This window comes from Oscillibacter hominis (assembly GCF_014334055.1).
GTDB lineage: Bacteria > Bacillota > Clostridia > Oscillospirales > Oscillospiraceae > Oscillibacter > Oscillibacter hominis.
In genome coordinates, this window is sequence record NZ_CP060490.1 from 2315169 (window position 1) to 2337556 (window position 22388).

The following is a 22388-nucleotide window of genomic DNA, read 5'->3' on the forward strand; positions in this document are numbered from 1 at the left end:
ATTGCAAGAGTGGAAGAATGTGCATAGTTCACGTATTTTTCGCTTATTTTTGCAAATGTGCTGTCACATTATTATAGTTTTACGCCAATGTCCCGATGAACTCCTCCAGCCGGTCCATCCCCAGGGCGATCTCCTCCATGGAATAGCAGAAAGAAAAGCGGACAAAGCCCTCCGCGCCGAAGCAGGTGCCCGGCACGCCGGCCACCTTCCCCTCCCGGACCATCCGCTGGCAGAACTCCTCAGTGTCAAGGCCGAACTTTTTCACACTGGGGAACATGTAGAACGCGCCCATGGGCTCCACCACGTCCAATCCCATGCCCCGCAGCCGATGGTACATATAGTCCCGGCGGGCCCGGTAGGTCTCCACCATGTCCGACACGTCGCAGCGCAGCGCGGCGGCACAGCCGTCCTGGATGAAGGCCGTGACGCTGACCACGTCGGCGGCATGGAGCAGCCTCAGCTTCTCCATCACCGGAGCATCGCCCATCAGATAGCCCACCCGCCAGCCGGTCATGGAATAGGGCTTGGAAAAGCTCTGCACCACCAGCAGGCGGTCCTTCAGTTCCCGGCAGGCGGCAAGGCGGGGGCAGGGCCCATAGGAAAGCCCGGTGTACACATCGTCCGAAAGCACAAAGAAGTTCCCCTCCATGGCAGCCCGGCGGACCACCTGGAGCGTCTCCGCGCTGTAAACGCAGCCGGTTGGGTTGTTGGGGGAGTTGAGCACCAGCAGCTTTGTCCGCTCCGTCAGCACGGAACGGAGCTTCTCCTCCGTGATCTGGAACCGGTCCTCGCTGGTGTCCAGCAGCACCGGCCTGGCTCCGGCCAGCACCGCAATGGATTCATAGAGGGAAAAGGCAGGGGTGGGGATGACCACCTCATCCCCGATGTTGAGCACGCCGGTCATGGCGGTGTAAATGGCCTCCGTGGCGCCGATGGTGAGGATCACTTCCTCCGGGCCGTAGCCGAGGCCGCTGTGCTTTTGTTCAAACTCCGCGATCTGGGTGCGCAGCGAAAGGCTGCCCACATTGGGAGGATAGTGGGTGTGGTTTTCATCCAGCCCCCGCTTGCAGGCCTCCTTGATGGGCTCCGGGGTGTTGAAGTCCGGCTCGCCGATGGTCAGTAGGGCACAGCCGGGAACGCTTTTGGCCAGGGTCGTGAAGCGGCGGATGCCGCTGGGCTCCAGCGTCAGCAGCCGTTGATTCATTCGTTCCAGCATACCGATCTTCCTCCATATCTCCGGGCGATGGATTCAAAGAGGTCGGCGCCCCGGCTCAAAACCGCCTCATCAAAGTTGAAGTCGTCTGCATGAAGGGCCGGCGAAGGGCCGGTGCCCAGAAAAAAGAACAGTCCCGGCAGGTGCTTTTGATACCAGGAAAAGTCCTCGGTGATCATGACCGGCCGGGGGAGCTCCTCAAACTCGATTCCGCAGTCTACGCGGATATAGTCATAGAGCTCCGGCGGATTGATGACGGCCGGGTAGCCGTCGGAGTTGGTGACGGCCACGCCGCAGCCCGTCTCCGCCTGGACATCCCGCCCGATGGCGCGGATGCCCTCGAGGAGGTCAAAAAACACCTCGTCCTGAAAGGCCCGCAGGCTGCCCTCCAGCCGCGCGTGGCCGCTGAGCGCGTTTCGGACCGTCCCGCTCTCCATACGGCCGAACCGGCACAGCCGGTAGACCTGGGGCGGCAGGGAGTCCACCAGCTCCCGCACCCGGCGGTAGAAGAGGACGGCCGCGTCCAAGGCGTCAATCCCCTCCTCCGCCCTGGCGATGTGGGCGGAGCGGCCCGTAAATTCCGCCGTCAACTCGCAGGAGCGGCTCATCATCTCCAGGCGGCGGCTGGCCACCGTCCCGGCCGGAAGGCCGGGCCAGAGGTGCAGCCCAAAGACCGCCTCCACACCGCAGCGCTCAAAGATTCCGCTCTCGCAGATCTTCCTGGCGCCGCCGGTGGTCTCCTCCGCCGGCTGGAACACCAGCAGCACATTTCGCTCCAGCTTCCTCCATCCGTTGAGCCGCCTGCCAAGCTCCAGCAGGATTGCCATGTGGCCGTCGTGGCCGCAGGCATGCATCCTCCCGGGATGGACGGAGGCAAAGGGGACACCGCTGCGCTCGGTGATGGGCAGGGCGTCGGCGTCGGAGCGGAAGGCAATTGCGCGGGGCGCTCCAAAGTCAAAATAGGCGCAAAGGGCGCTTTTACAGGGGGAGGAGAGGGCGCACCGGAGGCCGGAAAGTGCCTTTTCCAGATAGGCCATGGTCTCCGGCAGGTCACAGTCCAGCTCCGGGATGCGGTGCAGCGCCCGGCGGTCGTCGGCAAGGGACATGGATGCCACCTCTTTATACTGAAGAATTGACCTGAATCATAGCACGAGCAGCCAGCCGCGTCAACTTTTTCTCTCCGGCGGCGGAGAATTTCGCCGTTTTCTTTCATATTTGGAAAGGAAAATTGTCTATCCCTGTGAACTTTGTTTTCCCCTGCCCCTTTTCTTTCCCCATTTGCCGTGGTATGATAAGTACAACTTTTTTGAATCTTCCGGTAAAGGAGCAGGCCAGTTATGAACGCACAGGAGATTATTGAGTATATCCGCACCTCGGAAAAAAAGACCCCCGTCAAGGTCTATGTGAACGAAAAGAGCCCCGTGGACTACGGCAGTGCCACGGTCTTCACCGGCGGCGCCGGGGACGTGACCAGCAGGATCGTCTTCGGCGACTGGAAGGAGCTTGGCCCCATCCTGGAGGCCAACGCTGACCGGATCGCCGACTGCGTGGTGGAAAACGACCGCTGCAACTCCGGCGTGCCCCTTCTGGATCTGAAGGGCATCAAGGCCCGCATTGAGCCCGGCGCCGTGATCCGTGAGAAGGTGGAGATCGGGGAGAATGCGGTCATCATGATGGGAGCCATCATCAACATCGGCGCGGTCATCGGCGCGGGCACCATGATCGACATGGGCGCCGTATTGGGCGGCCGGGCCACGGTGGGTAAGCGCTGCCACATCGGCGCGGGCACCGTGCTGGCCGGCGTGGTGGAACCCGCCAGCGCCACTCCCGTCATCGTGGAGGACGACGTGCTCATCGGGGCCAACGCCGTGGTCATCGAGGGTGTGCATGTGGGCCGCGGGGCCGTGGTGGCCGCAGGTGCCGTGGTCATTGAAGACGTGCCGGACCACGCGGTGGTGGCCGGATGCCCCGCACGGATCGTCAAGACCAAGGACGCCAAGACCGAGGAGAAAACCGCGCTCATCGACGCCCTGCGGGAGCTGTAAGCAAGAAAAAGCAGCCGGCGTTATGCGCCGGCTGCTTTTTTGCGCCCGTTCAGAAAGGAGTTTTTTTATGCTGCACATCGGCTGTCACCTCTCTTCCACCAAGGGCTTTGCCGCTATGGGCCGTCAGGCCCTAAAGCTTCAGGCTGACACCTTTCAGTACTTCTCCCGCAATCCCCGGGGCAGCCGGGCTAAGGCCATGGACGCCGCCGATGCCGCGGCACTGATGGAGCTGCTGCGATCCAACCGGTTCGCCCCCATTGTGGCCCATGCCCCCTATACGTTGAACCTCTGCTCCAACGACCCGGAAAAACGCGCCTTTGCCGCCGAGACCATCGCCGACGACCTGTCCCGGATGGAGCTTCTGCCGGGCCAGCTCTACAACTTCCACCCCGGCAGTCACGTGGGCCAGGGCATCGACGTGGGCGTTGAGCAGATCGCCGACGGGCTCAACGCCGTCTTAAAGCCGGAGCAGTCCACCACTGTACTGCTGGAGACCATGGCGGGAAAGGGGAGCGAGGTGGGCGGCCGGTTTGAGGAGCTGCGTGCCATCCTTGACCGGGTGGAACTGAAGGACAAGATGGGCGTATGTCTGGACACCTGCCACGTCAGCGACGGCGGCTACGACATCATCCACAGCCTGGACGACGTGCTGCGCCAGTTCGATCAGGTGATCGGCCTCCGCTACCTGCGGGCCATCCACCTCAACGACAGCAAAAACCCGCCCGGCAGCCGCAAGGACCGCCATGCCAGGATCGGCGAGGGCTCCATCGGCACGGAGGCCCTGGTGCGCGTCGCCTCCCACCCCCTGCTGCGGGGGCTGCCCTTCTGCCTGGAGACGCCCAACGAGCTGCCCGGCTACGCCGAAGAGATTGCCCTTATGCGCAAAAAAACGGCAGAACAGGAGGAGCGGGTATGAAATCATTCTTTCTCCGCCTGACGGCTGCGGCGCTGTGCCTTGCCCTGCTGAGCGGCTGCTCCCTGCTCTTGACTCCCTCTGCGGCAGGCGGATCCAGTTCTTCCGCCGGCGGCTCCGAACCCGTTTTCTCCTCCTCCGGCCCCACCGCCTACGCCGACATGGCCTACCGCCGCTGCAGCGCCGAGAAGGGGGAGGCCCTCCTCTCAAAAATCCAAACCTATGCCAAGGAGGGGGGAAGCCAGGAGGACTTCAACCGTGACGACACTGCACTTGTGGACTACCTCTACACCGTGGCCACCATGCGGGAGCTCATCGACCTCCAGTGCGCCTCAGACCCAACCGACGAGCAGGCGGCGGAGGAGAGCCTTTACACCTCTCAGCTGTACCGGGAGCTGAACGAGGGATACTGGGACGCCATGCACGCCCTGTCGGTGACCGGCCACGGAAAGCTCTTGAAGGAGCACTATGACGCCCAGCAGATTCAGTGGTTCATCTCCTATGACGCCCAGAGCGCGGAAGAAGCCCTCTATGCCCGGGAGGACGCGCTGTGCCAGCGCTACCGCTCGCTGATGGCGGAGGAGAACGTGGACGAGGAGGCAGTGGCTGAGGTCTTCCTGGAGCTGGTGGAGCTGCGCCGGGAAATTGCCGCCCAGGCGGGCTGCGACTCCTATGCAGACTACGCCTATGCGTCCCTTTACATACGCAACTACACGCCAGAGGACAGCCAGGTCCTCTGGCGCTCCGCCCAGGAGTACTTTGCTCCGGCCGCCGACAGCCATGCCCAGGAGATCTATGAGCAGACGGAGTCCCTCTTCTCCACCGACCGCATTGACTGCAGCCCCGAGGCCATCCTGGAAGGCATGGAGCGCTGCCTCAGCGGCCTTTCCGGGGAGCTGTGCGAATCCCTGTCTTTTCTGCGCTCCAACGGCCTCTATGACATTGCCCCCAGCGCGACCAAGGCCGACACCGGCTATACCACCTATCTCTTTTCCTATGATGAGCCCTTTTTGTTCAACGCCCCCTCGGGCACCTACTACGACTACACCCAGTTCATCCACGAGTTCGGTCACTTCACCAACTACTACCTGACAGGCTGCGACCTGCTGTTCGGCATGGATGACAACGACCTGGGCGAGCTCCAATCCCAGGGGATGGAGGCGATGCTTCTGCCCCGGTATGAGGAGCTCTTCGGCGGCGTGGAGGGCGAGGCCATCCGCCGTGAAGTGCTTTTAAACCTCTTTTACAGCGTGGTGGACGGCGCCCTGTTCGACGAGTTTTTACAGCGCGTCTACGCGGAGGAGGAGCTGAGCCCGGAGCGGGTCAGTGCGCTCTATGCCCAGGTCTGCGAGTCCTATGGCTACGCCAGCGCGCCGGGTGGATGGATGTACCTGGAGCACAACTTCCTCTATCCCTTCTACTACATCAGCTACGCCGTATCCGCCATTTCCGCCCTGGAGCTTTACACCATGCTTCTGAGTGACCCGGACGAGGCGCTGAACGCCTACCTTACGGTGGAGGCCATGGACTGCTCCGAGTGGTATTTCACCGACGCGCTGAAAGAGGCCGGCCTCAGCGACGTCTTTGATCCGGAAAACTGCCGGCGCATCGCCGCCGGGGTGGACCTGTCCGCATAAACCGGTTTGCCGTAAAAGGCCGGGGAAAGCATGCTTTCCCCGGCCTTTTTTATCCGTCACTTTTCTTAACGCTTTATGGGAGAAGTTCCTCCATGGGCTTGGTCAGCGGCCTTCCGTCCTCATTGAGGCAGAAGAGCTTCCACCGGGCCGCCCCCTCGGGGAGGGCATACAGCTCCGCCTTTCCGCCCACTGCTTTTTGGAGGGTAAGCATGGCGCCGTCCCCATCATAGAGGGCCAGGTAGACCGCCGCCCCCTCCAGGCGCATCATCTCCGGCACCGTTACCGTGAGCGCCGGGTCTGCCCACTGGGCATACAGGGTGACGGCCCCATTCACCGTAATGGTTCCGTCCAGGGTTTGCCCCGTGCCGGCGGCTTCCGTGTTCCACCCCACAAAGCCCAAGCCATCGTTTCGCTCCGGGGTGGGCAGCGTTATCCTCGCGCCCAGGGCCACCGGGGTCTGCACCCGTTGCCCCTCCGCCACAGTGGTGACGGTGGCAAAAGGCGCGGAGGTGGGCTCCCAAATGGCGAATACCTGCCGGGGCGCCTTGGAAAGGCCCGCGTGGTTGTAGATCCGCGCGCCGGGAAGGTAGGACTGGCCGGTGCCATCGGCGCTGGTGTTCCACTCCCTGAGGGTATATCCCTCCCGGAAGACCATATCGCTGCCCGCAAGGCGCAGATCGCCAAGGGAGGCATAGGACACCATCAGCCGGAAGCCATCGGCGGTGACGCCGCCGTTGAGGTCCTGCACCGTCCTGGCGTGCTCGTCGGTGTTTTCCCCATCGTCCACCGCCCGGAAGCACGTGCGCAGCGTCCAGTTCTCCACCATGTCCCCCGGCGCAACAGCGCCCCTGGGATAAGCTCCGCCGTCGGTGTAAAAGCTTCCGAACCACCAGGCCAGAATCTGCCGCTCTCCCACCTGGGCGGGGAGGGTAAAGCCGGCGGGCAGAGTCTCGGACACCGTTTGGAAGGTCTTGCCGTCAAAGCCGCCCCGGCCCGCGGTCATCCAGACGGAGGGCTGGGTGGAATCCACGAAAAATGCGTAAAACTCCGCAGCGCTCTCCTGAGCCGGGTCGATGACCGTGCCATAGGGGTACCATGTGCCTGAGCCGTCCGGCTTTGTGTTCCAGCCGTCAAAAGCGTCGGTATAGAAGGAGCGGGAGCGCCCGTAGGGCAGGGTGTAGGTGCCGTCGGCATTGGGCTTGAGCTCGGAGCAGTTGGTGGCGTTGTGGAGCCGCACCGTTACGGCGCTCCACAGCGCATACAGGTACACGGGCCCCCCCGCGGAGAGGGCCGCGTCGAACTCCGCCTGGGTGGCGGCGCTGCCGCCGCGTTGGAGCGCCCATCCCAGGAACTGATGCCCCGGGCGGGTGAAGCCATTTGCATCGGCGGGAAGGGAGTCCGTCTCCCTGGCAACGGCGCCGCCGCTCAGCGTGCCGCCGCCCCCCCAGCAGACGGCCCGGCTGTCCACCCAATGGGCATAGTAGGTCTTCAGGGTTTTATCATACTCAGAGCCGGGGGCGTAGGCCCGGCCGGTGCCGTCGGGAAACTCCGTCCACCAGCCTAAGGTCTGGCCTTCCCTCGCAAAAACAACACCCTCCATCTTGTCTGGAGTGGCGGCCTTGGCCACGGCGCCGCCCGAGGAGGTTATGCCGCCGTTTCCAAGGAACGTGTAATACGGTTCAGTGCCCCACACGGCATAGAGCCGCTGGCCGGGCACGAGGACATGGCGCTGGCCGCCCCATAGGAGGTCCGTCACCACACCGGAGGCGGGAAGGGCGTACTCCGCCTGACCCGTCCAGTCCGCTGTCTCCGGAAGCAGCGCCGCGCCGTCGTCCGCAAGAGCCACGGTGCACGCGCCCCGGCCATCGGCGGTGACGCTTCTGCCCCGGCCGTCCAGGATCACAAACCTGCCGCCGAAGTCGTCGCCCCAAATGGCGTACAAATCCCTGCCGCCCGAAAAATCAGGCGCCGCGCCGCCCTTTGTGTAATAGGCCTCGCTGAGGCCGCCGGCATCCGTGCTCCAGCCCAGGAAGGCATGGCCCTCCCATACCGGCTCCGGCGCGTTGAACAGTGCGCTGCCGTCGTACTCCGTCTCCAGTATCCCATCCGCCGTTGCGCCGTCCTGGAAGTGGAACGTAAACTCCGCCGCCGGGCGGCGAATCTCTATCTCCTGCTGCCCCTCATAGGACGCAACTGCCTCACCGCCGCTGTAGAGGCGGTTTTGATACCCGCTCTTGTCCGCGCCGGGGTTGGAGAGGCTCATTGTCCCTGCCGCCTCCAACGCCGATGCACCGCTGCCGCCCACGGCGTACAGCGCGCCAGGCATGCCGACCCACAGATTTCCCGCGTCGATGGCCGGCGCGCCGGCGGAGCCGGTGACGCGCAGGGAAGCGCCGGGCGCAAAATCCAGATACAGCGTGCCGCCCGCCCGTATGGCCGCGCCGGAGGCGGCGTTGACCCGAACCTGTCCGCTGATGTGCAGATTCAGGTCGAAGGCTGTCTCAATGGGCGCGCCGGAGTACTCCGCCGTCAGCGTCAAATCGGCGGCCTTGCCAGACCAGCCCGTCCCGGAGCTCTCCTGATAGGGGGAGAGGGAAGCGTCGACGGCCTCATCTCCCAGGCTGACCACGCCGGGGACAAGAGAGACCCTCTTCCCGGCGCTGGTGCCGGGGATGGTATTGCTGCTCTTCCACACGGCGTATAGGTCCGCCGCGCTGCCCTCGGGCACGGTGAAGGACTTAAGAGGCTCCCCGCCCGGCGTGAGGCTCCAGCCCTCAAAGCTATAATACCCGGTGGAAAAGCCCTGGCTTGTCAGGTCCACAGCAGTCCCGGGCGCGGCGGACACGGTGGTGACGGCCACCTTGCCGCTGCCTGCGGCCGCGACCGTGCCCCCGTTGCCGTGGTAGACCACGCCGGTCTCAGGCCGCTCCGCCCAGACCGCCTCAAATACCTCTTTGGTGCGGGAGAGCCTGATGGAAGCGGCCTGCCCCGGCTGATAGACTTTCCCCCCATTGCTCCAGCCCAGGAAAATGCCGCCGCTTTTCTCCGGCGCGCCGGCCATCCGGACGTCCGCCTCCCGGCCCAGGGGCAGGTTCTGCCGCTCCGCCACCGTTCCATCGGAGAGGAACAGCACCTCGCACTCCGTCAGCTCCCAGTAGACGTACTCCTGGCCGTCGTACTCCGTCACCGGCCGGGCCGTCTCCTCCGATGTCCCGGATCGCAGGATCACGTTTGTGCTCTGCTCATCATACCCCCTGGCCGTGGGCAGCATGAGGGTGGCGCAGCTCAGGGCCGGGACGCCCGCTCCGCCGCTTTGGATGCGCAGGGCCCCCTTGGGCTCGCTGCCAAATACCAGCATGTTGGCCGTGACGGCGCTCTGCCCCTCCGCTCCAGTGATGCTCACTCTGCAGGCGGGGTCGGTGAGGTTGAAGTCCACCCTGCCAGTGCTGGAGACCCCTGCCGCGGACACGCTCCCCTCCACCTGGATGGTAAGGGCGGTCAGCGTGGTGGAAACGGCCTCCCCGGTATAGCCGCTTTTCAAGGTGAGCGTGGTGACGCCGTTGTAGCTCCAGCCGGGGCCCTCCGCCTTCTCCCCGTAGCCCACGGTCCTGCCGCCCACGCGCAGCGTCTCGCCGGCGGCATCAAAGGCCTGTTGGAAGACGGGCTCCTCCGACGCGCCGCCCTCCGCCGCAAACACGGGCATTGGCAGCAGCGACCACAGCAGGATCAGCGCCAGATTGAGACAGATCAACTGCCTGCGTTCTTTCATTTCAACTCCTCCAGTCTTTGTTCCAAAAGCCCCCACATCAGCCACAGGGCCGGTGCGGTGATACAGCTGCTGATTCCGAAAAACGCCTGGATGCAGTAACACAGGATTCCGCCGCCCAGGACGGCTGCGGCTGCGTCGGACGCGGCCCGGCGGGCCCACCGCAGCGCCGAGGCGGCCAAGGCCCCCAGATAAGCCGCCAGAGCCAGCAGCCCCTGATTGGCCAGAAGGTTCAGATACTCATTGTGGGCCACGTCGATCAGCGAGCGCAACACCAGGCCCAGAGCCGGGTCATAGCGTTCAAAGTATCCCGCCACACGTATAGAAAGGGTGTCCGGCCCGCCGCCGAACCACAGGCGCTCCGGTACAATGGACAGGACCTCTTTCCAGATATAGACCCGGCCGGAGCCAAAGCTGTCCTCCACGCGGCCGTGGAGCAGGGCCGAAAGCTCCCCCGCCGTTGCCCCCAGCGCGTCCCCCGCGAAGTACGCGGCCGCCAGGCCCGCGCACAAAAGGGCACAGGAGAGCAGGGCCAACCATCCCCGCTTTTTCCGGCACAGCACCGGCGGCAGGATCAGCGCAGTCCCCAGCAGCGCCACATATCCGGCGGCCACCCGCATCCCCACCGCAAGCGCGGCGCACAGCGCAAGCGGGACCGTCAAAAGGAACCTCTCCCTCTCATGGCACCGGAGGAGCGCCAAAGCAAAGGCCGGAATCACCACACAGAGCAGCGCCGCCAGCAGGTCCACGTTTCCAATGGTGGTCAGGTACTGGCCGGAATAGGCACTCCCGGCGTCAAAGTAGCTGTAGCCGCCGGGGTAGAGTCCAAAGGGATTGGCCCCGGTGAGCTGGATCAATCCGACTATGGCGAGGGCGCTCATGGACGCGCCCAGGAGATAGAGCATCCACATCCGCGCCCGTCCGAACACGGACACCAGCAAAAAGGAGGCACAGTAGAGGGAGAGGGTGACCAGGCCCTCGTTTCGCGTCATGCCCCACACCGCCTCGCTCCGCCAGGGGGAGAACAGGGTGGAGGCCGCGCTCAGCAGCCAGAAGAGCACAATCAGCTTCTGGGGCAGCGCTGCCCCGTTCCACACCTGGCGCGGACCGGGGCAGCGCGCCTGGCCCAAAACGAGCATCTCCAACCCCAGCACCGCCATGGCCAGGACATATCCGCCGGTCAGGATCAGGAAGCACCGGAATTTCTGCGCGGAGATGGTCTGGTAGTCCCCGGTGACCCACAGCGGGTACACCAGAGCCATCAGACCCAGATACAGCGCGGTCAGCCGCTCCGGAAAGGGCGGCCTGGGTTTGGTTTGTTTCATGGGAACCTCAACAAGTCCCTGCGTCCAGGGAAAATTTTTCTAATTCCATCATAACTTGTTTCCTCCCCCTTTGCAATTGCCATTCCGGCAAAATACACTCCACAATTTTATTCCATTTCACAACTGCGGCCCCGGCCCCCTCATATCGTTATACAGGCAGGCTGTGGCTGCCAGCCTATTGCTCATTCTTTTCGGTGCAAAATCCCGCAGTTTGGGCAATGCCGCGCTTGCGCTTTACCTGCGCTCTCATCCGCAGCAGAGGCGCGCACTCCTTGCATTCTCCTCAAACCGGTAGTAGACTATTCAAAGAAAGCAAACCGTCCGCGCCAAACGGACAGCAGGGAAGGGAGCGATGAGATGGCCGGGCACGGCGCCGTGCTGATGACGGAGGGCCCCATTTGGAAGCGGGTGCTCTCCTTTGCGCTTCCCATCCTGTTGGGCAACCTCTTTCAGCAGCTCTACAATGTGGTGGACTCTTTGGTGGTGGGCAATTTCACTGGCAAGGCCGCGCTGGCGGCGGTCAGCTCCTCGTCCCACCTGATTTTACTGTTGGTGGGCCTGATCTCCGGCATCTTCATCGGCGCGGGCGTGGTCATTGCCCGCTATTACGGCGCCGGGGCCGAGGGGCAGGTCAGCACGGCCGTCCACACCACCGTGGCCTTTGCGCTGATCTCAGGCATTGCGCTGACCGTCTGCGGCGTCGGGCTCACCCCGTCTATTTTACGGCTGATGGGCACGCCGGAAAATGTGCTGCCCGACTCCATCCTGTATTTTCGCATCTACTTCTCCGGCGTGCTGTTCATGGCCCTGTACAATACGGTCAACGGCATCCTCCAGGCCATGGGGGACAGCCGCCACCCCCTCTACTACCTGATCACCGCAGCAGTGCTCAACGCCATTTTGGATATTTTGTTTGTGGCAGGCCTTAACTGGGGCGTGGCCGGGGCAGGGGCTGCCACCGTGATCGCCCAGGGGTTCAGCGCCTTTTTGGGGCTGCGGCACCTGATGCGGGTGGAGGGGGCACACCGGCTCATCCCGCGGAACATCCATTTGAACCGGCCCATGCTGCGGGAGATTTTGCAGATGGGGCTGCCCTCCGGGCTGCAAAGCTCCATCATCGCCCTGGCCAACACGGTGATGCAGTCTAACATCAACTCCTTTGGCGAGGACGCCATGGCCGGCTGCGGGTCCTACATGAAGATCGAGGGCTTTGCCTTCCTTCCGGTCACCACCTTTGCCCTGGCCATGACCACCTTCATCAGCCAGAACTTAGGCGCCCGCCAGTACGACCGGGCCAGGCGGGGGGCCCGGTTCGGCATGGCGGCCAGCATGCTCCTCTCAGAGCTGATCGGCATGCTCATTTACTTTTTATCCCCCTATCTCATCGCCCTGTTCAACTCTGACTCTGCGGTGGTGGCCGTTGGCGTGGCCCAGGCCAGGACCATGGCGCCTTTCTACTTCCTGCTGGCCTTTACCCACAGCATCTCCGGCACCCTGCGGGGCGCGGGGCTGGCGGTGGTCCCCATGGGCGTGATGGTGGTGTGCTGGTGCGTGATCCGGGTGAGCTACGTCACTTTGATCCTCCGCTTCTTCAACGACATCCGCTGCATTTTTTTGGGGTATCCCCTCACCTGGAGCCTCAGCTGCATCGTCCTTGCCATCTACTTTTGGAAGGCCGACTGGCTTCACCACTTTGACCGGCAGGCACATTCCGACGGCCCGCAGACTCCTCAAAAAAGGGACGGCTGAGCCGTCCCTTTCCTCTTTCTTATGGATTGCACTGGCCGCAGGGCGTGTACCCCTGGGCAATGAGGTCTTCCCGGCTTCCTGTGTAAGCCTGCTTGTTGCTCTCGCTCATGGAAGACACTCCGGAGCAGCCGGGGTTGTGGAACTTGTGGGAACTGGTGTTCAGAATGTAGGAGGCGCCGGCTGCATCCGCCCCCGCCTGATCTTCCAGGCAGCTTTCTCCGGTGGCATAGTCAATGCGCACCCCCGGCTGGCAGTTGTAGACATAGACGTTGAAGCAGACCCCATCGCCAGAGTCCTCCACAGACCAGCCCTCCATCTGAACGCCTTCGGCCACCAGGTCCTCCCCCTCAAAAACCGGGGTGACCCGGTAGAGGACGTGGTGCTCCGTCTCCTTTACGTAGTCGGCCACCAGGTTTTCAAAGGGCAGCATCCCGTCCACATTCATATAGCGGGTGCCGGTGATGAGGTTTTGCTCATTGGCATTTTCCCCTGACAGCTGATAGCCGATCAGGTGGCAGCGGTTATAGAGGTACTTTCCGTCCACGCAGTCGTACTTCACCGTCTGCCAGCCGCTGGGCTTCACGGAGCCGATGCTGCCCCGCTCCTCTGTGGGCATCAGGTCCGTCCCGACACAGGCAAACGCCGCGCCGCACCGGCCCAGCGCGTCCAGATCGCTGTAGGTTTCAAAGGAGTCGGAGGTGATCTCCTCCTCCGTAAAGTCCGGCTCATTGTCGTTGAGGATCACATAGGGCTCGCCGGAGAACTCCGGGATGTCCTTCAGGGAAAACGACGGCTCTCGGGGCCCGGCGGCGCAGCCGGTCAGCACAAGCAGCGCCAGGAAAAGGGTCAGCATGCTTTTCTTCATCGCACGTATACCTCCTCTGTGATATGCTGGTGGGAAGAGCCTTTAAATTCCTCCCTGTGGGAAAGGCTCCAGCCGTCCAGGGAAAGGCTGAAATATACATCCGCGGGATAGACCCGGTTCCACCGGTAGAGGATCACCTGCTCCACCCGGTCCGCAGCGGGCCGAACATCCTGATTCTCCACAAAGCAGAACTCCCCTTTCTCTGCAAGGGACAAACAGGCCTCATGGACCGAAATCTCCGCTTTAAGCGGGAACTGGCTGCGGGAATACGCGTTCATCCAAAGCCGTCTTCCGGCGCAGTGCCGGAGAATCCGCTCCGCCAGCAAGCGGTCCCGGCTCTGCCGCCGGCCGTGGAACAGCATGCCGTTGTTATCGTCCACGCAGACAATCAAAATCATCTCTTCACACTCCTCCGGCCGGTGCGCCGGCCAAAGGATACTATAGCACATCCCAATCCCGCAGAAAAGATGCCGGGTTCCAAAAAGACAGCCGCCCCTAAGGGGGGCGGCGGCATTGCTGGTGGTTTGATTCCTGGTGTTGCGGGTTCTCCTTTTCCTTGGGAAAATGGGTAGTTGACATTACGGAGATTGGAGAATAACCATGTGGAATTTAGGGCGGAACAAGAAAACTCCAGAAGCCTCTGAATTTTTATTTCCGTCCAAGAAAGAATTCTGGCCGATCTGCGGAGAGTTTTGGGACTGGTCGACAGGCCGAAACAAGCTGGATACTACGGCCTCTGCAGTTGTTCTACAGATTCTATTTGTCCGCCAGAAGGAGGCTCCTGCCAGAAGTGGTTTTACCAACATTGCATGACGAAAGACATCCCTCAAACTGCTCCTTCGGTTGTGCTGATTGAGGATATTTCCCGTTCGGATGGCTGGGGAAAAACAAAAAAGTTTTAAAGCCGCTGCTTCTTTTTGCGAGTTCTCCATCGCTGAAATAAAACAAAAAAACGACCCCAAATATTCTGATTGATGATACGTATCCGGTCCTAATTTTGAAGCTTACCCCAAATGGCGCAATTGAACATGTAACAGATATGCTTGCATCCTCCTGTAAACAAGAAGGGTGGACGTTGTTTGTAAAATAACTCCCTGATTCCCAAAAGTGGACAGGAAAATTTGACCCATCATTCCATAAGTGATGAAAAAATGCCAAAGCACTGGCCGGACATGCTAAATTGTCCATCCGGTGCTTTCTGTCACGATTCCCGTATGGGTCAAGGCTTTGTCAGGTCCCCAGGGAACCCGGAGGTTACAAAAGTATCTTTTGAGCCGAAAAGCAAAGAAAAAGTCCTGAAATCTTGCGATTTCAGGACTTTTATGGTTGCGGAGACAGGACTTGAACCTGCGACCTCCGGGTTATGAGCTTCCTTAGTGAGCGCTTCTAACCCGGAGGTCATTTTTCATTTATCGCAGTCATATCAAGGGTTTCCAACGTTAAATGCAAACCAACCCGTTCCAAAAAGGCGTTTGCATCAACGTAGGACAAGGTATGCCAAAATCCCTTAAGTTTTGCCAATTCTTGATTTGACTGCAAACAAACTGCAAATGGTGATCCTGCCTAACCGCAATGAATTGCCGAAATCCCTAACTCGAAATTTCATAGGAAATAGAAAGAAGTATATCATATGGGAAAAATATTATCAATAACGAACTCTAAAGGCGGTGTGGGCAAGACCACCACCACCTTAAATCTCGGCGCTGCATTGGCCGATGAAGGCCAACGCGTTCTGTTGATTGACAATGATCCTCAAGGAAATTTAACCGCGGCCCTGGGCTATACCCCTACCGAGCAGAAGCAGACACTCTCGAAGCTTTTGCTGGCAGTCGTAGATGCCCCAGAGGATCTGGAATTGCATATCCCCCGTTCGATTCTCCATACCGGCATCGGCGTTGACCTGATTGCGGCAAACCGCCGCCTTGCCGACGCCGCCGCGCGCCTGCAGGTCATGCAGCTTTCCCAATACAATTCAGTTGGTGATGCTGATCGCACCTGCGAAAAGATGACAGACAGCATCACCGCCCTGCTGCGCGACAGCTACGACTTCATCATTATCGACTGCGGCCTGAAATATGAACTGCTGACGGTCAATGCACTGGCCGCCTCTGACTACTGTATAATTCCCGTGCAATCACACTTCCTCGCCAGCGAGGGAATTCCTGATGTACTGGACATGGTACGCTCTGTGAAAAGCAAATTCAATCCCCGACTTGAAATCGCGGGAATTTTGCTGACCATGTATCAATCACGTCCTCAGCTCTGCCACAGTGTCCGATCCAGCGTCGGCGAGGTCTACGGCGACAACTGCCATGTCTTTGAACGGCCTATTGAGTATTCCATCAAAGTGGCGGAGTGTCCGGCTGCAGGTCAAAGCATTCTCTCCTATGAGCCGAAAAATCCGGCAGCCGCGTCCTATCGCAGTTTGGCGGAGGAGGTGCGGCGGCTTGGCTAAAACCAATGTATCCGATATGCTCAAGCGCCGCATGAGCGCAACGCAGCAGGCATCAGAACTTGAAATTGGCAATGACGCATACGAGAAAATCTTTCAACCCAGCGCATCAGCAAAGCAGCCGGTCATCCGAGATCTTCCAATGGACAAGCTGGTATCCTTTTTCACGGCCGACATTGGTTTTAAGCCCTACCCACCTGCGCGCTTGAAAGCCTTCGCCGCACAGCTTGCCGAGGAAGGACTGTTTGAGCGCATTATCGTGCGGCCAATCTCCGGGAGTGACCGCTATGAAATCATCGCTGGAGAAAACCGCACAAGGGCAGGCCGCTTAAACGGATGGCCGGCAATGCCGGCAGAGATCATCGAGGCCGACGACGCCCGCGCGACCTCTATCGCCATTGCCACCAATCTGCTTCGCCGGCCAAAACTGACAATCATTGAGCGTGGCAAGGCATATAAGGCGTTACTGGACATTGAGCGAAAACAGGGGTTCCGAAGTGACCTATCAACTTCTGGTGATTCTCGCCAGAGGTTCCTCGCCCGTGAAGTTGTCGCAGAATTTTTCGGCGTCACCGAATACGAAATCCGCAAGGCTGTCAAGCTGACGCAGTTGATTCCCGCGCTGGCGGAGATTCTCGAAAACACACCGAAGCAATTGAATCTGGCCTGCGCTGAGCTGATTGCCGACTATGACAGCGGTACGCAGGAGGCATTTACAGAGATGTGCAACATAGATGGGTACGCTTTGAACAAGTCAGCCGTCAAACACATCATCAGCAAATGCCCGCCGCCCTGTGCCGAGAAGCAGCAGATTTTCGCCGCCTGGCGGGAAAGCCGGGCGGCAGCGGAAAAACGCGCAATGGCACCGCCAAAAAAAATCAGCTTTGATCGCAAGAAATTCGCCCCCTATCTCAAAGAGCTGTCCAACGATAAGGAACTTGAGCGACTTTTTTTAGAATTTCTAAAAGAAAGGCTTTCATGAGGAGGACTGTACGATGCGAGAAAACACATGTAAAAATGCAGATAGCACCGTCACCGAGAAAAAGCGCCATCGTCGAGCAGCAGTCGTATGGGTTTTAGATGAAACCGGGTACCATGCCATTCCGGAGGAGGAATATGAAGCAAGACAAATGGCCGAAATCGGTCCAGAGCAGTTAGAAGCACAACAAGAAATTAAAGGTGCTCCCTCTGATACCTCATCAGACTCCGCCATGCAGGCTCCGAAAAAAGGAGCTCTGGAGAAAGTCGTTCCACCGTCAAGGCTTTCCGATAATGTTTCGGAAAGCAATTCGCAGGAGTCTGTAGAAGTAATGGAACCGCTTCCCGAAACTTATACCGTTGAGGATATTATGACAATCCTTCGGCTCGGCCGAAATGCAGCATATAACCTTGTGCATAGCAAGGCATTTCCAGTGATTAGAATTGGAAACCTATTGAGGATTCCGAAGTCTTCGTTTCATGAATGGCTAAACAGCTCTCCTGTGGTTTTCATGTGAGAAATCGATATCGGTTTACAATCAGCAAAGAGGTTGCACAAAATGTACTCCTTGAAATGAAACCGTGACAGCTTTGTCACGGTTTCATTTTTGAAGAGGCTATAGCTGCAACAGGCCCCCAGCACATTATCATACAAACAAGCCAAGCTTGGCGCCGCAATATGCGGCGCCGGGCTTTTTTATTGCCCAAATGAAAGGAGATTTTCAGATGGAGTCTATTTCGGCCGCCAAATTCCGCGTTGCCCCTTTCGACGCAGCGGCCTGCGTGTGGAGAAAGCGCATGGGGCTTCTTACCTCCGATGAAGAACCGGACGCAAGCGCGGTGAATGTAATCGCGCGTATGTATGCCAGCTTGCTCTATGGACATCTTTGTGAAACGCTGCCAGGCCAGGATGTCGCCTGTCGGGAATTGATCGCCCGTGCAGCTAAACAGGATGCGCCTCAAAAGATGCTGACACTCTGTTCCGTGTACGACGCGATCTATCTCAGTCTGCCGGAGCCAATTTGGTGGATCAGCGGTGACTTAAAGCTGGCCTCCGCTTTTGTGGACAGTTTCTTCGCATGGCTCTCGGTATTTACCGGCGAAATGGAGGTGATATAACCTATGCGTGAAATTAAAATCTACTGCCCTCCGGGAACACGCGGGCCGCTGATGGATTTTTTAGCGGGGCTGAAAGAAAAACTGAGGGATAAGCTGCTCTGGCAGATTTTTCGACTATCTCAGATCCCCCTGTGCGATTTGAAAGAACCGCATTTCAAACACTTCGTCTTGGAGAAATACAACCAGCTTTATGAGCTGCGGGAGAAAAATAAGATTCTGGTCCGAATCATTTTCACAATTCAGGATGGCAATATCATTTTGTTGGTACCCTTTGTCAAACGCCAGCCTCGAGATGCCATGCGGGCGCTCGACTTATCCCTTAAAATGCTCGCGGACATCCGGGAGCACCCGGAGTACGCAGTAGAATTCAACTTTCAAGAGGAGGATAGTACATGAAAAGAGCGTTACTCACCAGCATCACCGCAGCGGCGGCCGTCGCACTCGTTGCGGCGGGGCTCATATTTTTAACGAAATGGAGGAGCACAACCCTATGAAAAAATTAGCAGCATCCGGCATTGCCCTGATAATAGCCCTTTTCTGCTCTGTCAACGCCTTTGCTATGGAGGTTCCGACAGGTACAACGGTCCAGACACTCAATGGCGTTCAGCAGTATATCAAGACATATACTGTGGCGCCGGACACCGATCCGCAATCCTTGATTGAGGAGCCATTTGACTACGAAGGCTATACCTACACCTTTTCCTCGATTACAAAAGAGACGACACCCTTTGAGGACAGCAAAGGACATACCGAAATCATCACGGTGGAGACCGAGAAAAAAGACCTGTCTGCCGTTTTGGCAGTGCTGTCACCTACCATGGAATTCAACGATGGGGAGTACAGCGGTACATTAAGCCTGGATCATACTACCATCCAGACAGAGGCGGCAGGATACACGACCAAAAGCTACACCGTCAGCGAAACAAAGGAAATCGGTAATCTCGACAGCAACGACATGTCCTATGTTCCCGCAAGCACCGTAAAGGATGGCAAAACCATTCAGCTCCAGTCTGTCGATTGGCAGGTGCAGGGTACGACTTTGGTGGACGATGTGCTTGTTCCATCCCAGTATAAAGCAGTTGCCACCTATTCCGGTCAGGCCTATTACAATGCCGCTACCGGATATATCACCACTGCAGAATATGTGGGAGAGGTTTCCTGCAGCGGAATTGAAAACATTGCCTATACCGTAACCTACACGGGAGAGCCGACGCTCATCCCGGAAAGCGATGAGGGCGGTTGGGTGGCTGCCTTTTTCAAAGGCTATGTTCCCATCCTGATCAGCGGGCTTGGCATTGCGGCCATTGTCGTTCTTGCCGGCCTGTTGATTCATTCCAGAAAGCAGGTCCGCACGCTGCAGGAACAAATTATTGAGATACCTGAAGATGAGGAGGAACCAGAGGATGAAGCTTAAACATACGGCCTTGAGTCTGGGGGCGGCGCTTTGCCTGTCGCTTTCCATGACCGTCGGTGCCAGTGCGCTGGAGTACAATATCGACGCTGTGGAAGAAACGGAATATTATCGTTCCACCAATTATGAATCTGCTTATCGGTCGGAATACAATTACGGCGGTCCGAATGCGATCGACTATGACATTCCGGAGCTGCCATATGGTATCTCCAGCAATGCCTCTATTGGCCCGATGGAGAAGGTTCCCCTTCCTGGCTTAAATGTGTCTCCCAACGGAGGTGCAGAATCAGTAGGAGCTATCGGAAACAGCGACAGCGGACTCTATGTTCCGGTGATTCCGGAAAATCCGTCCTTGCCCGTTTATCAGCAGCCTGCCTACACCAGCACCGCAGACATGGTGCGTAAAGACGGGAGCATAGGTACTCTCAAAATTCCCACGCTGGACATCAATATGAAAGTCTGGGAGGGCGAAACCAATGCCAGCATGGCCAAGGGGCTGGGGCATTACAGCAGCACCTCCGGCTGGGATGGAAATATAGGCGTCTGTGGACACAACCGCGGGGCGAAGTACACCATTGGCGATATCAAAGATTTGGAGATCGGCGACACCATCACCTACACCACCGTTTACGGCACTAGGACATATAAAGTGGTATTCGTCGGTACCATCTCCAGTACCGATTGGTCTTGCAGGCAACCGCCGACAACCGAATCACACTGACAACCTGCCTTGCCAACCGGCCCAATTTCAGGGTCTGCGTGCAGGCCGTCGCCGTGAAATAGCCTATCGCCGCAAAGCCTTGCGGCATCAGGAGTTTTGGTGGCAAAAGCATTTCAAATAATCCTTTGACAAGCGGCAAAAGCTGTATTATGCTCTAATCCCGGGAACCTATAAAACTACTTAAAATAGGAGGGTCAGTTATGCAGCAATTCAGCCGCCGACCAAAGGAAAAATCCGTTTGTATCCGCATGGATATCACTGTTGACCTTCCGGAAGAGCTGGCAAACGAAGCAGAGCGTCTTGGCATCTGCCGCTTTGATGAATGTATCTATGATGAAAAGACAAAGCGAATGACGGCAAGCGTAACAACAAAATTCTATCAAATACGGAAGGGGGCGTGATACGATGAAAAAGATGAAGCGTCTTCTGGCATTCCTGCTCGCGGCCGCTCTGCTGCTGAGTGGTACGGCGCTGGCCGCGGAGCCGGAAAGCGAGGTGCAGACGGCTGCCGCGCATCTTAAAGAACAAGGTATCCTTCTCGGTAATGAGAGGGGTGACTTGATGCTGGACAGCGGCCTGACCCGCGCGCAGCTTGCAGCTCTGCTCACCCGCCTGCATGGCGAAGGCGAAGTGGACCCAGCCATGTATGAATGGGCCTGCTATTTCACCGATGTTCCGGCGTGGGCCAGGCCCTATGTGGGTTACTGCGTTGCCATGCTGCTGATGAACGGCTACAACAGCGCCCAATTCGGTCCAAGCGACATGGTCAGCCCGGAAATGGCCTGTACGGTAATGCTTCGCACTTACGGATATGCAAACAGCGAAGGCAGCGCATGGAATTACAATACCGCCTGCGCCTATGCCGCAGCGCAAGGGCTTCTGGACGAGGCCGCGGCGCAAGGAAGTGTAATCACCCGCGGCGACATGGCAGTCTTGATCTGCCGCGCGCTGCAAAAGGAGGCTGAGCAGACACCGAATCCGCAGGGCGATGCCGTTTTGAAAAATCCGGATGGCTCTATCACCATCACGCAGGAATCCTGGAGCCGCGAGGATTTTTCCCAGCAGGCCAACCCCGCCATCTTCACCGGAGCCTATACCCGGAAGCTCTACAACACCTTCCGTCAGACGATCGTGGATTTCGGTACGGATAAGAGTGCGGGTGATCGGTGCGCCTATACCATGGTCAGCGTCGAAGACTACAGCATTGCCGTGAACCTAATGGGGCGAATGGACGGCGTCCTTCGGTATGAACACTATGTACCCGCAAACTTACGCAATTACTATGAATATCTGGACTACTTTGCCGTGTCGGCAGCCATGCCGGAAAACTATCAGGATGCTTACGATTTCGTTCAGCCTGTTCTCGAAAAAGTGAACCAGATGGATTCTGACAGGGATAAGGTCACATATCTCAATGACTATCTCTGTACGCTGCTGACCTATGAGGAAGGGGCGGCACCAGGTATTACGCAGACTTTTTCAGATAACGGCCGTGAGATTGAAGCGGCCTGCGGTACTTACACCCGTGCATTCAGTTTTTTATGTTCTGCGGCTAAAATACCGTGTATAAAGATTCATTCCGCTAATCACGGCTGGAATCTGGTGTATTTAGATTCTCAATGGCTCCATGTGGATGTAACCAACAATGACTGTTCTGCAAATACACACAACCTGCTTCTCAGCAAGACCTCGCTTGGCTACATTGATGAAGCACCTGAGATGACCGCGTTCCTCAAAGAATTAATTATTCCTGGTTCAACTTCAGTAAATTAGCGATATGTCAAGCGCATTCATCGCGTTTATGAACGGCGCGGCAGACTATCCGCGCCTATTCAGATAAGATAGTTTCATGCCCTATAAAAAGCAGACTGTTCACGCTATAGTGCGTGAATAGCCTGCTTTTTCTATACCCACTTTTCGCTGAAAGGAGTTTCGCTATGAAACACAAACATTTCTCAAGGCTACTTTCTATCCTGCTGGCTGTTATAACGCTGATCAGCGTACTTTCCGTGTCTGCGGGAGCGGTCTCTATTGTAAACAGCAATACTGCAAATATACAGGTTGCCGGCCGCTCTGAAATTCTGAAAAAGACAGGCAACACTACCATGGGTGCAAATAGCTGGTCATACAAGACCAACGACGGCATCACCGGAACGGCCTATTGCGTCAACTGAGGGCTTAAAAATGTATCTCC

Annotated in this window: 20 protein-coding genes; 14 read left to right on the top strand and 6 right to left on the bottom strand. The window is 58.4% G+C overall.

The features are described 5' to 3' along the window. Positions 1–79: 79 nt before the first annotated feature. Both H8790_RS11480 and H8790_RS11485 read right to left on the bottom strand, forming a co-directional pair. Positions 80–1216 carry a pyridoxal phosphate-dependent aminotransferase gene (locus H8790_RS11480; protein ID WP_187332647.1) on the bottom strand — a complete coding sequence of 379 codons (1137 nt, stop codon included), beginning with the start codon at positions 1214–1216 and terminating at the stop codon, positions 80–82. Continuing rightward, positions 1201–2319: an amidohydrolase gene (locus tag H8790_RS11485; protein WP_187332648.1), complete on the bottom strand. Its 1119-nt coding sequence runs from the start codon at positions 2317–2319 to the stop codon at positions 1201–1203. The genes H8790_RS11480 and H8790_RS11485 overlap by 16 nt, the downstream gene beginning before the upstream one ends. Positions 2320–2550: 231 nt before the next feature. Between H8790_RS11485 and dapD the strand changes: the two genes are divergently transcribed. From dapD to H8790_RS11500, 3 genes are all read left to right on the top strand, one after another. Further along, positions 2551–3258, top strand: coding sequence for a 2,3,4,5-tetrahydropyridine-2,6-dicarboxylate N-acetyltransferase (gene dapD / locus H8790_RS11490; RefSeq protein WP_187332650.1), 708 nt, complete (start codon positions 2551–2553; stop codon positions 3256–3258). 67 nt (positions 3259–3325) lie between these two features. After that, positions 3326–4174, top strand: a complete 849-nt coding sequence (locus H8790_RS11495; RefSeq protein WP_187332652.1) for a deoxyribonuclease IV — start codon at positions 3326–3328, stop codon at positions 4172–4174. Beyond that, positions 4171–5808 carry a gluzincin family metallopeptidase gene (locus H8790_RS11500; RefSeq protein WP_187332653.1) on the top strand — a complete coding sequence of 546 codons (1638 nt, stop codon included), beginning with the start codon at positions 4171–4173 and terminating at the stop codon, positions 5806–5808. Before H8790_RS11495 ends, H8790_RS11500 begins: the two co-directional genes overlap by 4 nt. Positions 5809–5881: 73 nt before the next feature. Here H8790_RS11500 and H8790_RS11505 read toward each other — a convergent pair whose 3' ends face one another. Both H8790_RS11505 and H8790_RS11510 read right to left on the bottom strand, forming a co-directional pair. After that, entirely contained in the window at positions 5882–9577 is a 3696-nt protein-coding gene (locus tag H8790_RS11505; protein ID WP_187332655.1) for an InlB B-repeat-containing protein, read from the bottom strand. Then, positions 9574–10899 carry an O-antigen ligase family protein gene (locus H8790_RS11510; protein ID WP_187332656.1) on the bottom strand — a complete coding sequence of 442 codons (1326 nt, stop codon included), beginning with the start codon at positions 10897–10899 and terminating at the stop codon, positions 9574–9576. The genes H8790_RS11505 and H8790_RS11510 overlap by 4 nt, the downstream gene beginning before the upstream one ends. A gap of 357 nt (positions 10900–11256) precedes the next feature. On the opposite strand from H8790_RS11510, the gene H8790_RS11515 reads away from it, so the two are divergent. Next, positions 11257–12648 carry an MATE family efflux transporter gene (locus H8790_RS11515; protein WP_243208495.1) on the top strand — a complete coding sequence of 464 codons (1392 nt, stop codon included), beginning with the start codon at positions 11257–11259 and terminating at the stop codon, positions 12646–12648. Positions 12649–12667: 19 nt separating this feature from the next. Here H8790_RS11515 and H8790_RS11520 read toward each other — a convergent pair whose 3' ends face one another. Beyond that, on the bottom strand, positions 12668–13513 hold the full coding sequence (locus H8790_RS11520; RefSeq protein WP_187332658.1) for a DNA/RNA non-specific endonuclease: 846 nt from the start codon (positions 13511–13513) through the stop codon (positions 12668–12670). Then, the gene (locus tag H8790_RS11525) at positions 13510–13911 is read right to left on the bottom strand and encodes a ribonuclease Z (protein WP_187332660.1); all 402 of its coding nucleotides are present in this window, start codon (positions 13909–13911) and stop codon (positions 13510–13512) included. Before H8790_RS11525 ends, H8790_RS11520 begins: the two co-directional genes overlap by 4 nt. Before the next feature lie 1232 nt (positions 13912–15143). On the opposite strand from H8790_RS11525, the gene H8790_RS11530 reads away from it, so the two are divergent. From H8790_RS11530 to H8790_RS11575, 10 genes are all read left to right on the top strand, one after another. Beyond that, a complete protein-coding gene (locus tag H8790_RS11530; RefSeq protein WP_187332661.1) occupies positions 15144–15968 on the top strand; it encodes a ParA family protein in 825 nt (274 codons plus the stop codon). Continuing rightward, entirely contained in the window at positions 15961–16947 is a 987-nt protein-coding gene (locus H8790_RS11535) for a ParB/RepB/Spo0J family partition protein (protein ID WP_187332663.1), read from the top strand. Before H8790_RS11530 ends, H8790_RS11535 begins: the two co-directional genes overlap by 8 nt. 13 nt (positions 16948–16960) lie before the next feature. Further along, positions 16961–17461 carry a helix-turn-helix domain-containing protein gene (locus H8790_RS14045; RefSeq protein ID WP_318646855.1) on the top strand — a complete coding sequence of 167 codons (501 nt, stop codon included), beginning with the start codon at positions 16961–16963 and terminating at the stop codon, positions 17459–17461. Between the two features lie 208 nt (positions 17462–17669). Next, complete coding sequence (locus H8790_RS11545; protein WP_187332664.1) at positions 17670–18062, top strand: hypothetical protein; 393 nt, start codon at positions 17670–17672, stop codon at positions 18060–18062. A 3-nt stretch (positions 18063–18065) separates the two neighbouring features. After that, positions 18066–18458, top strand: a complete 393-nt coding sequence (locus tag H8790_RS11550) for a type II toxin-antitoxin system RelE/ParE family toxin (protein WP_187332666.1) — start codon at positions 18066–18068, stop codon at positions 18456–18458. Positions 18459–18552: 94 nt separating this feature from the next. Further along, complete coding sequence (locus H8790_RS11555; protein WP_187332668.1) at positions 18553–19476, top strand: hypothetical protein; 924 nt, start codon at positions 18553–18555, stop codon at positions 19474–19476. After that, entirely contained in the window at positions 19466–20194 is a 729-nt protein-coding gene (locus tag H8790_RS11560; RefSeq protein ID WP_243208496.1) for a sortase, read from the top strand. Before H8790_RS11555 ends, H8790_RS11560 begins: the two co-directional genes overlap by 11 nt. A gap of 200 nt (positions 20195–20394) precedes the next feature. Beyond that, positions 20395–20595 carry a hypothetical protein gene (locus H8790_RS11565; RefSeq protein WP_187332670.1) on the top strand — a complete coding sequence of 67 codons (201 nt, stop codon included), beginning with the start codon at positions 20395–20397 and terminating at the stop codon, positions 20593–20595. Positions 20596–20599: 4 nt separating this feature from the next. Continuing rightward, entirely contained in the window at positions 20600–21967 is a 1368-nt protein-coding gene (locus H8790_RS11570; protein ID WP_187332672.1) for an S-layer homology domain-containing protein, read from the top strand. A gap of 164 nt (positions 21968–22131) precedes the next feature. Further along, positions 22132–22368: a hypothetical protein gene (locus H8790_RS11575; RefSeq protein ID WP_187332673.1), complete on the top strand. Its 237-nt coding sequence runs from the start codon at positions 22132–22134 to the stop codon at positions 22366–22368. Positions 22369–22388 lie beyond the last annotated feature (20 nt).

What these genes read in the sequence shown, in the direction of transcription:
- H8790_RS11575 (WP_187332673.1), top strand. Translation starts at nt 22,132, where the DNA reads ATGAAACACAAACATTTCTCAAGGCTACTTTCTATCCTGCTGGCTGTT.
- H8790_RS11480 (WP_187332647.1), bottom strand. Translation starts at nt 1,216, where the DNA reads ATGCTGGAACGAATGAATCAACGGCTGCTGACGCTGGAGCCCAGCGGC.
- H8790_RS11550 (WP_187332666.1), top strand. Translation starts at nt 18,066, where the DNA reads ATGCGTGAAATTAAAATCTACTGCCCTCCGGGAACACGCGGGCCGCTG.
- H8790_RS11505 (WP_187332655.1), bottom strand. Translation starts at nt 9,577, where the DNA reads ATGAAAGAACGCAGGCAGTTGATCTGTCTCAATCTGGCGCTGATCCTG.
- H8790_RS11530 (WP_187332661.1), top strand. Translation starts at nt 15,144, where the DNA reads ATGGGAAAAATATTATCAATAACGAACTCTAAAGGCGGTGTGGGCAAG.
- H8790_RS11500 (WP_187332653.1), top strand. Translation starts at nt 4,171, where the DNA reads ATGAAATCATTCTTTCTCCGCCTGACGGCTGCGGCGCTGTGCCTTGCC.
- H8790_RS11495 (WP_187332652.1), top strand. Translation starts at nt 3,326, where the DNA reads ATGCTGCACATCGGCTGTCACCTCTCTTCCACCAAGGGCTTTGCCGCT.
- H8790_RS11545 (WP_187332664.1), top strand. Translation starts at nt 17,670, where the DNA reads ATGGAGTCTATTTCGGCCGCCAAATTCCGCGTTGCCCCTTTCGACGCA.
- dapD (WP_187332650.1), top strand. Translation starts at nt 2,551, where the DNA reads ATGAACGCACAGGAGATTATTGAGTATATCCGCACCTCGGAAAAAAAG.
- H8790_RS11485 (WP_187332648.1), bottom strand. Translation starts at nt 2,319, where the DNA reads ATGTCCCTTGCCGACGACCGCCGGGCGCTGCACCGCATCCCGGAGCTG.
- H8790_RS14045 (WP_318646855.1), top strand. Translation starts at nt 16,961, where the DNA reads ATGCGAGAAAACACATGTAAAAATGCAGATAGCACCGTCACCGAGAAA.
- H8790_RS11510 (WP_187332656.1), bottom strand. Translation starts at nt 10,899, where the DNA reads ATGAAACAAACCAAACCCAGGCCGCCCTTTCCGGAGCGGCTGACCGCG.
- H8790_RS11515 (WP_243208495.1), top strand. Translation starts at nt 11,257, where the DNA reads ATGGCCGGGCACGGCGCCGTGCTGATGACGGAGGGCCCCATTTGGAAG.
- H8790_RS11570 (WP_187332672.1), top strand. Translation starts at nt 20,600, where the DNA reads ATGAAAAAGATGAAGCGTCTTCTGGCATTCCTGCTCGCGGCCGCTCTG.
- H8790_RS11555 (WP_187332668.1), top strand. Translation starts at nt 18,553, where the DNA reads ATGAAAAAATTAGCAGCATCCGGCATTGCCCTGATAATAGCCCTTTTC.
- H8790_RS11565 (WP_187332670.1), top strand. Translation starts at nt 20,395, where the DNA reads ATGCAGCAATTCAGCCGCCGACCAAAGGAAAAATCCGTTTGTATCCGC.
- H8790_RS11560 (WP_243208496.1), top strand. Translation starts at nt 19,466, where the DNA reads ATGAAGCTTAAACATACGGCCTTGAGTCTGGGGGCGGCGCTTTGCCTG.
- H8790_RS11520 (WP_187332658.1), bottom strand. Translation starts at nt 13,513, where the DNA reads ATGAAGAAAAGCATGCTGACCCTTTTCCTGGCGCTGCTTGTGCTGACC.
- H8790_RS11525 (WP_187332660.1), bottom strand. Translation starts at nt 13,911, where the DNA reads ATGATTTTGATTGTCTGCGTGGACGATAACAACGGCATGCTGTTCCAC.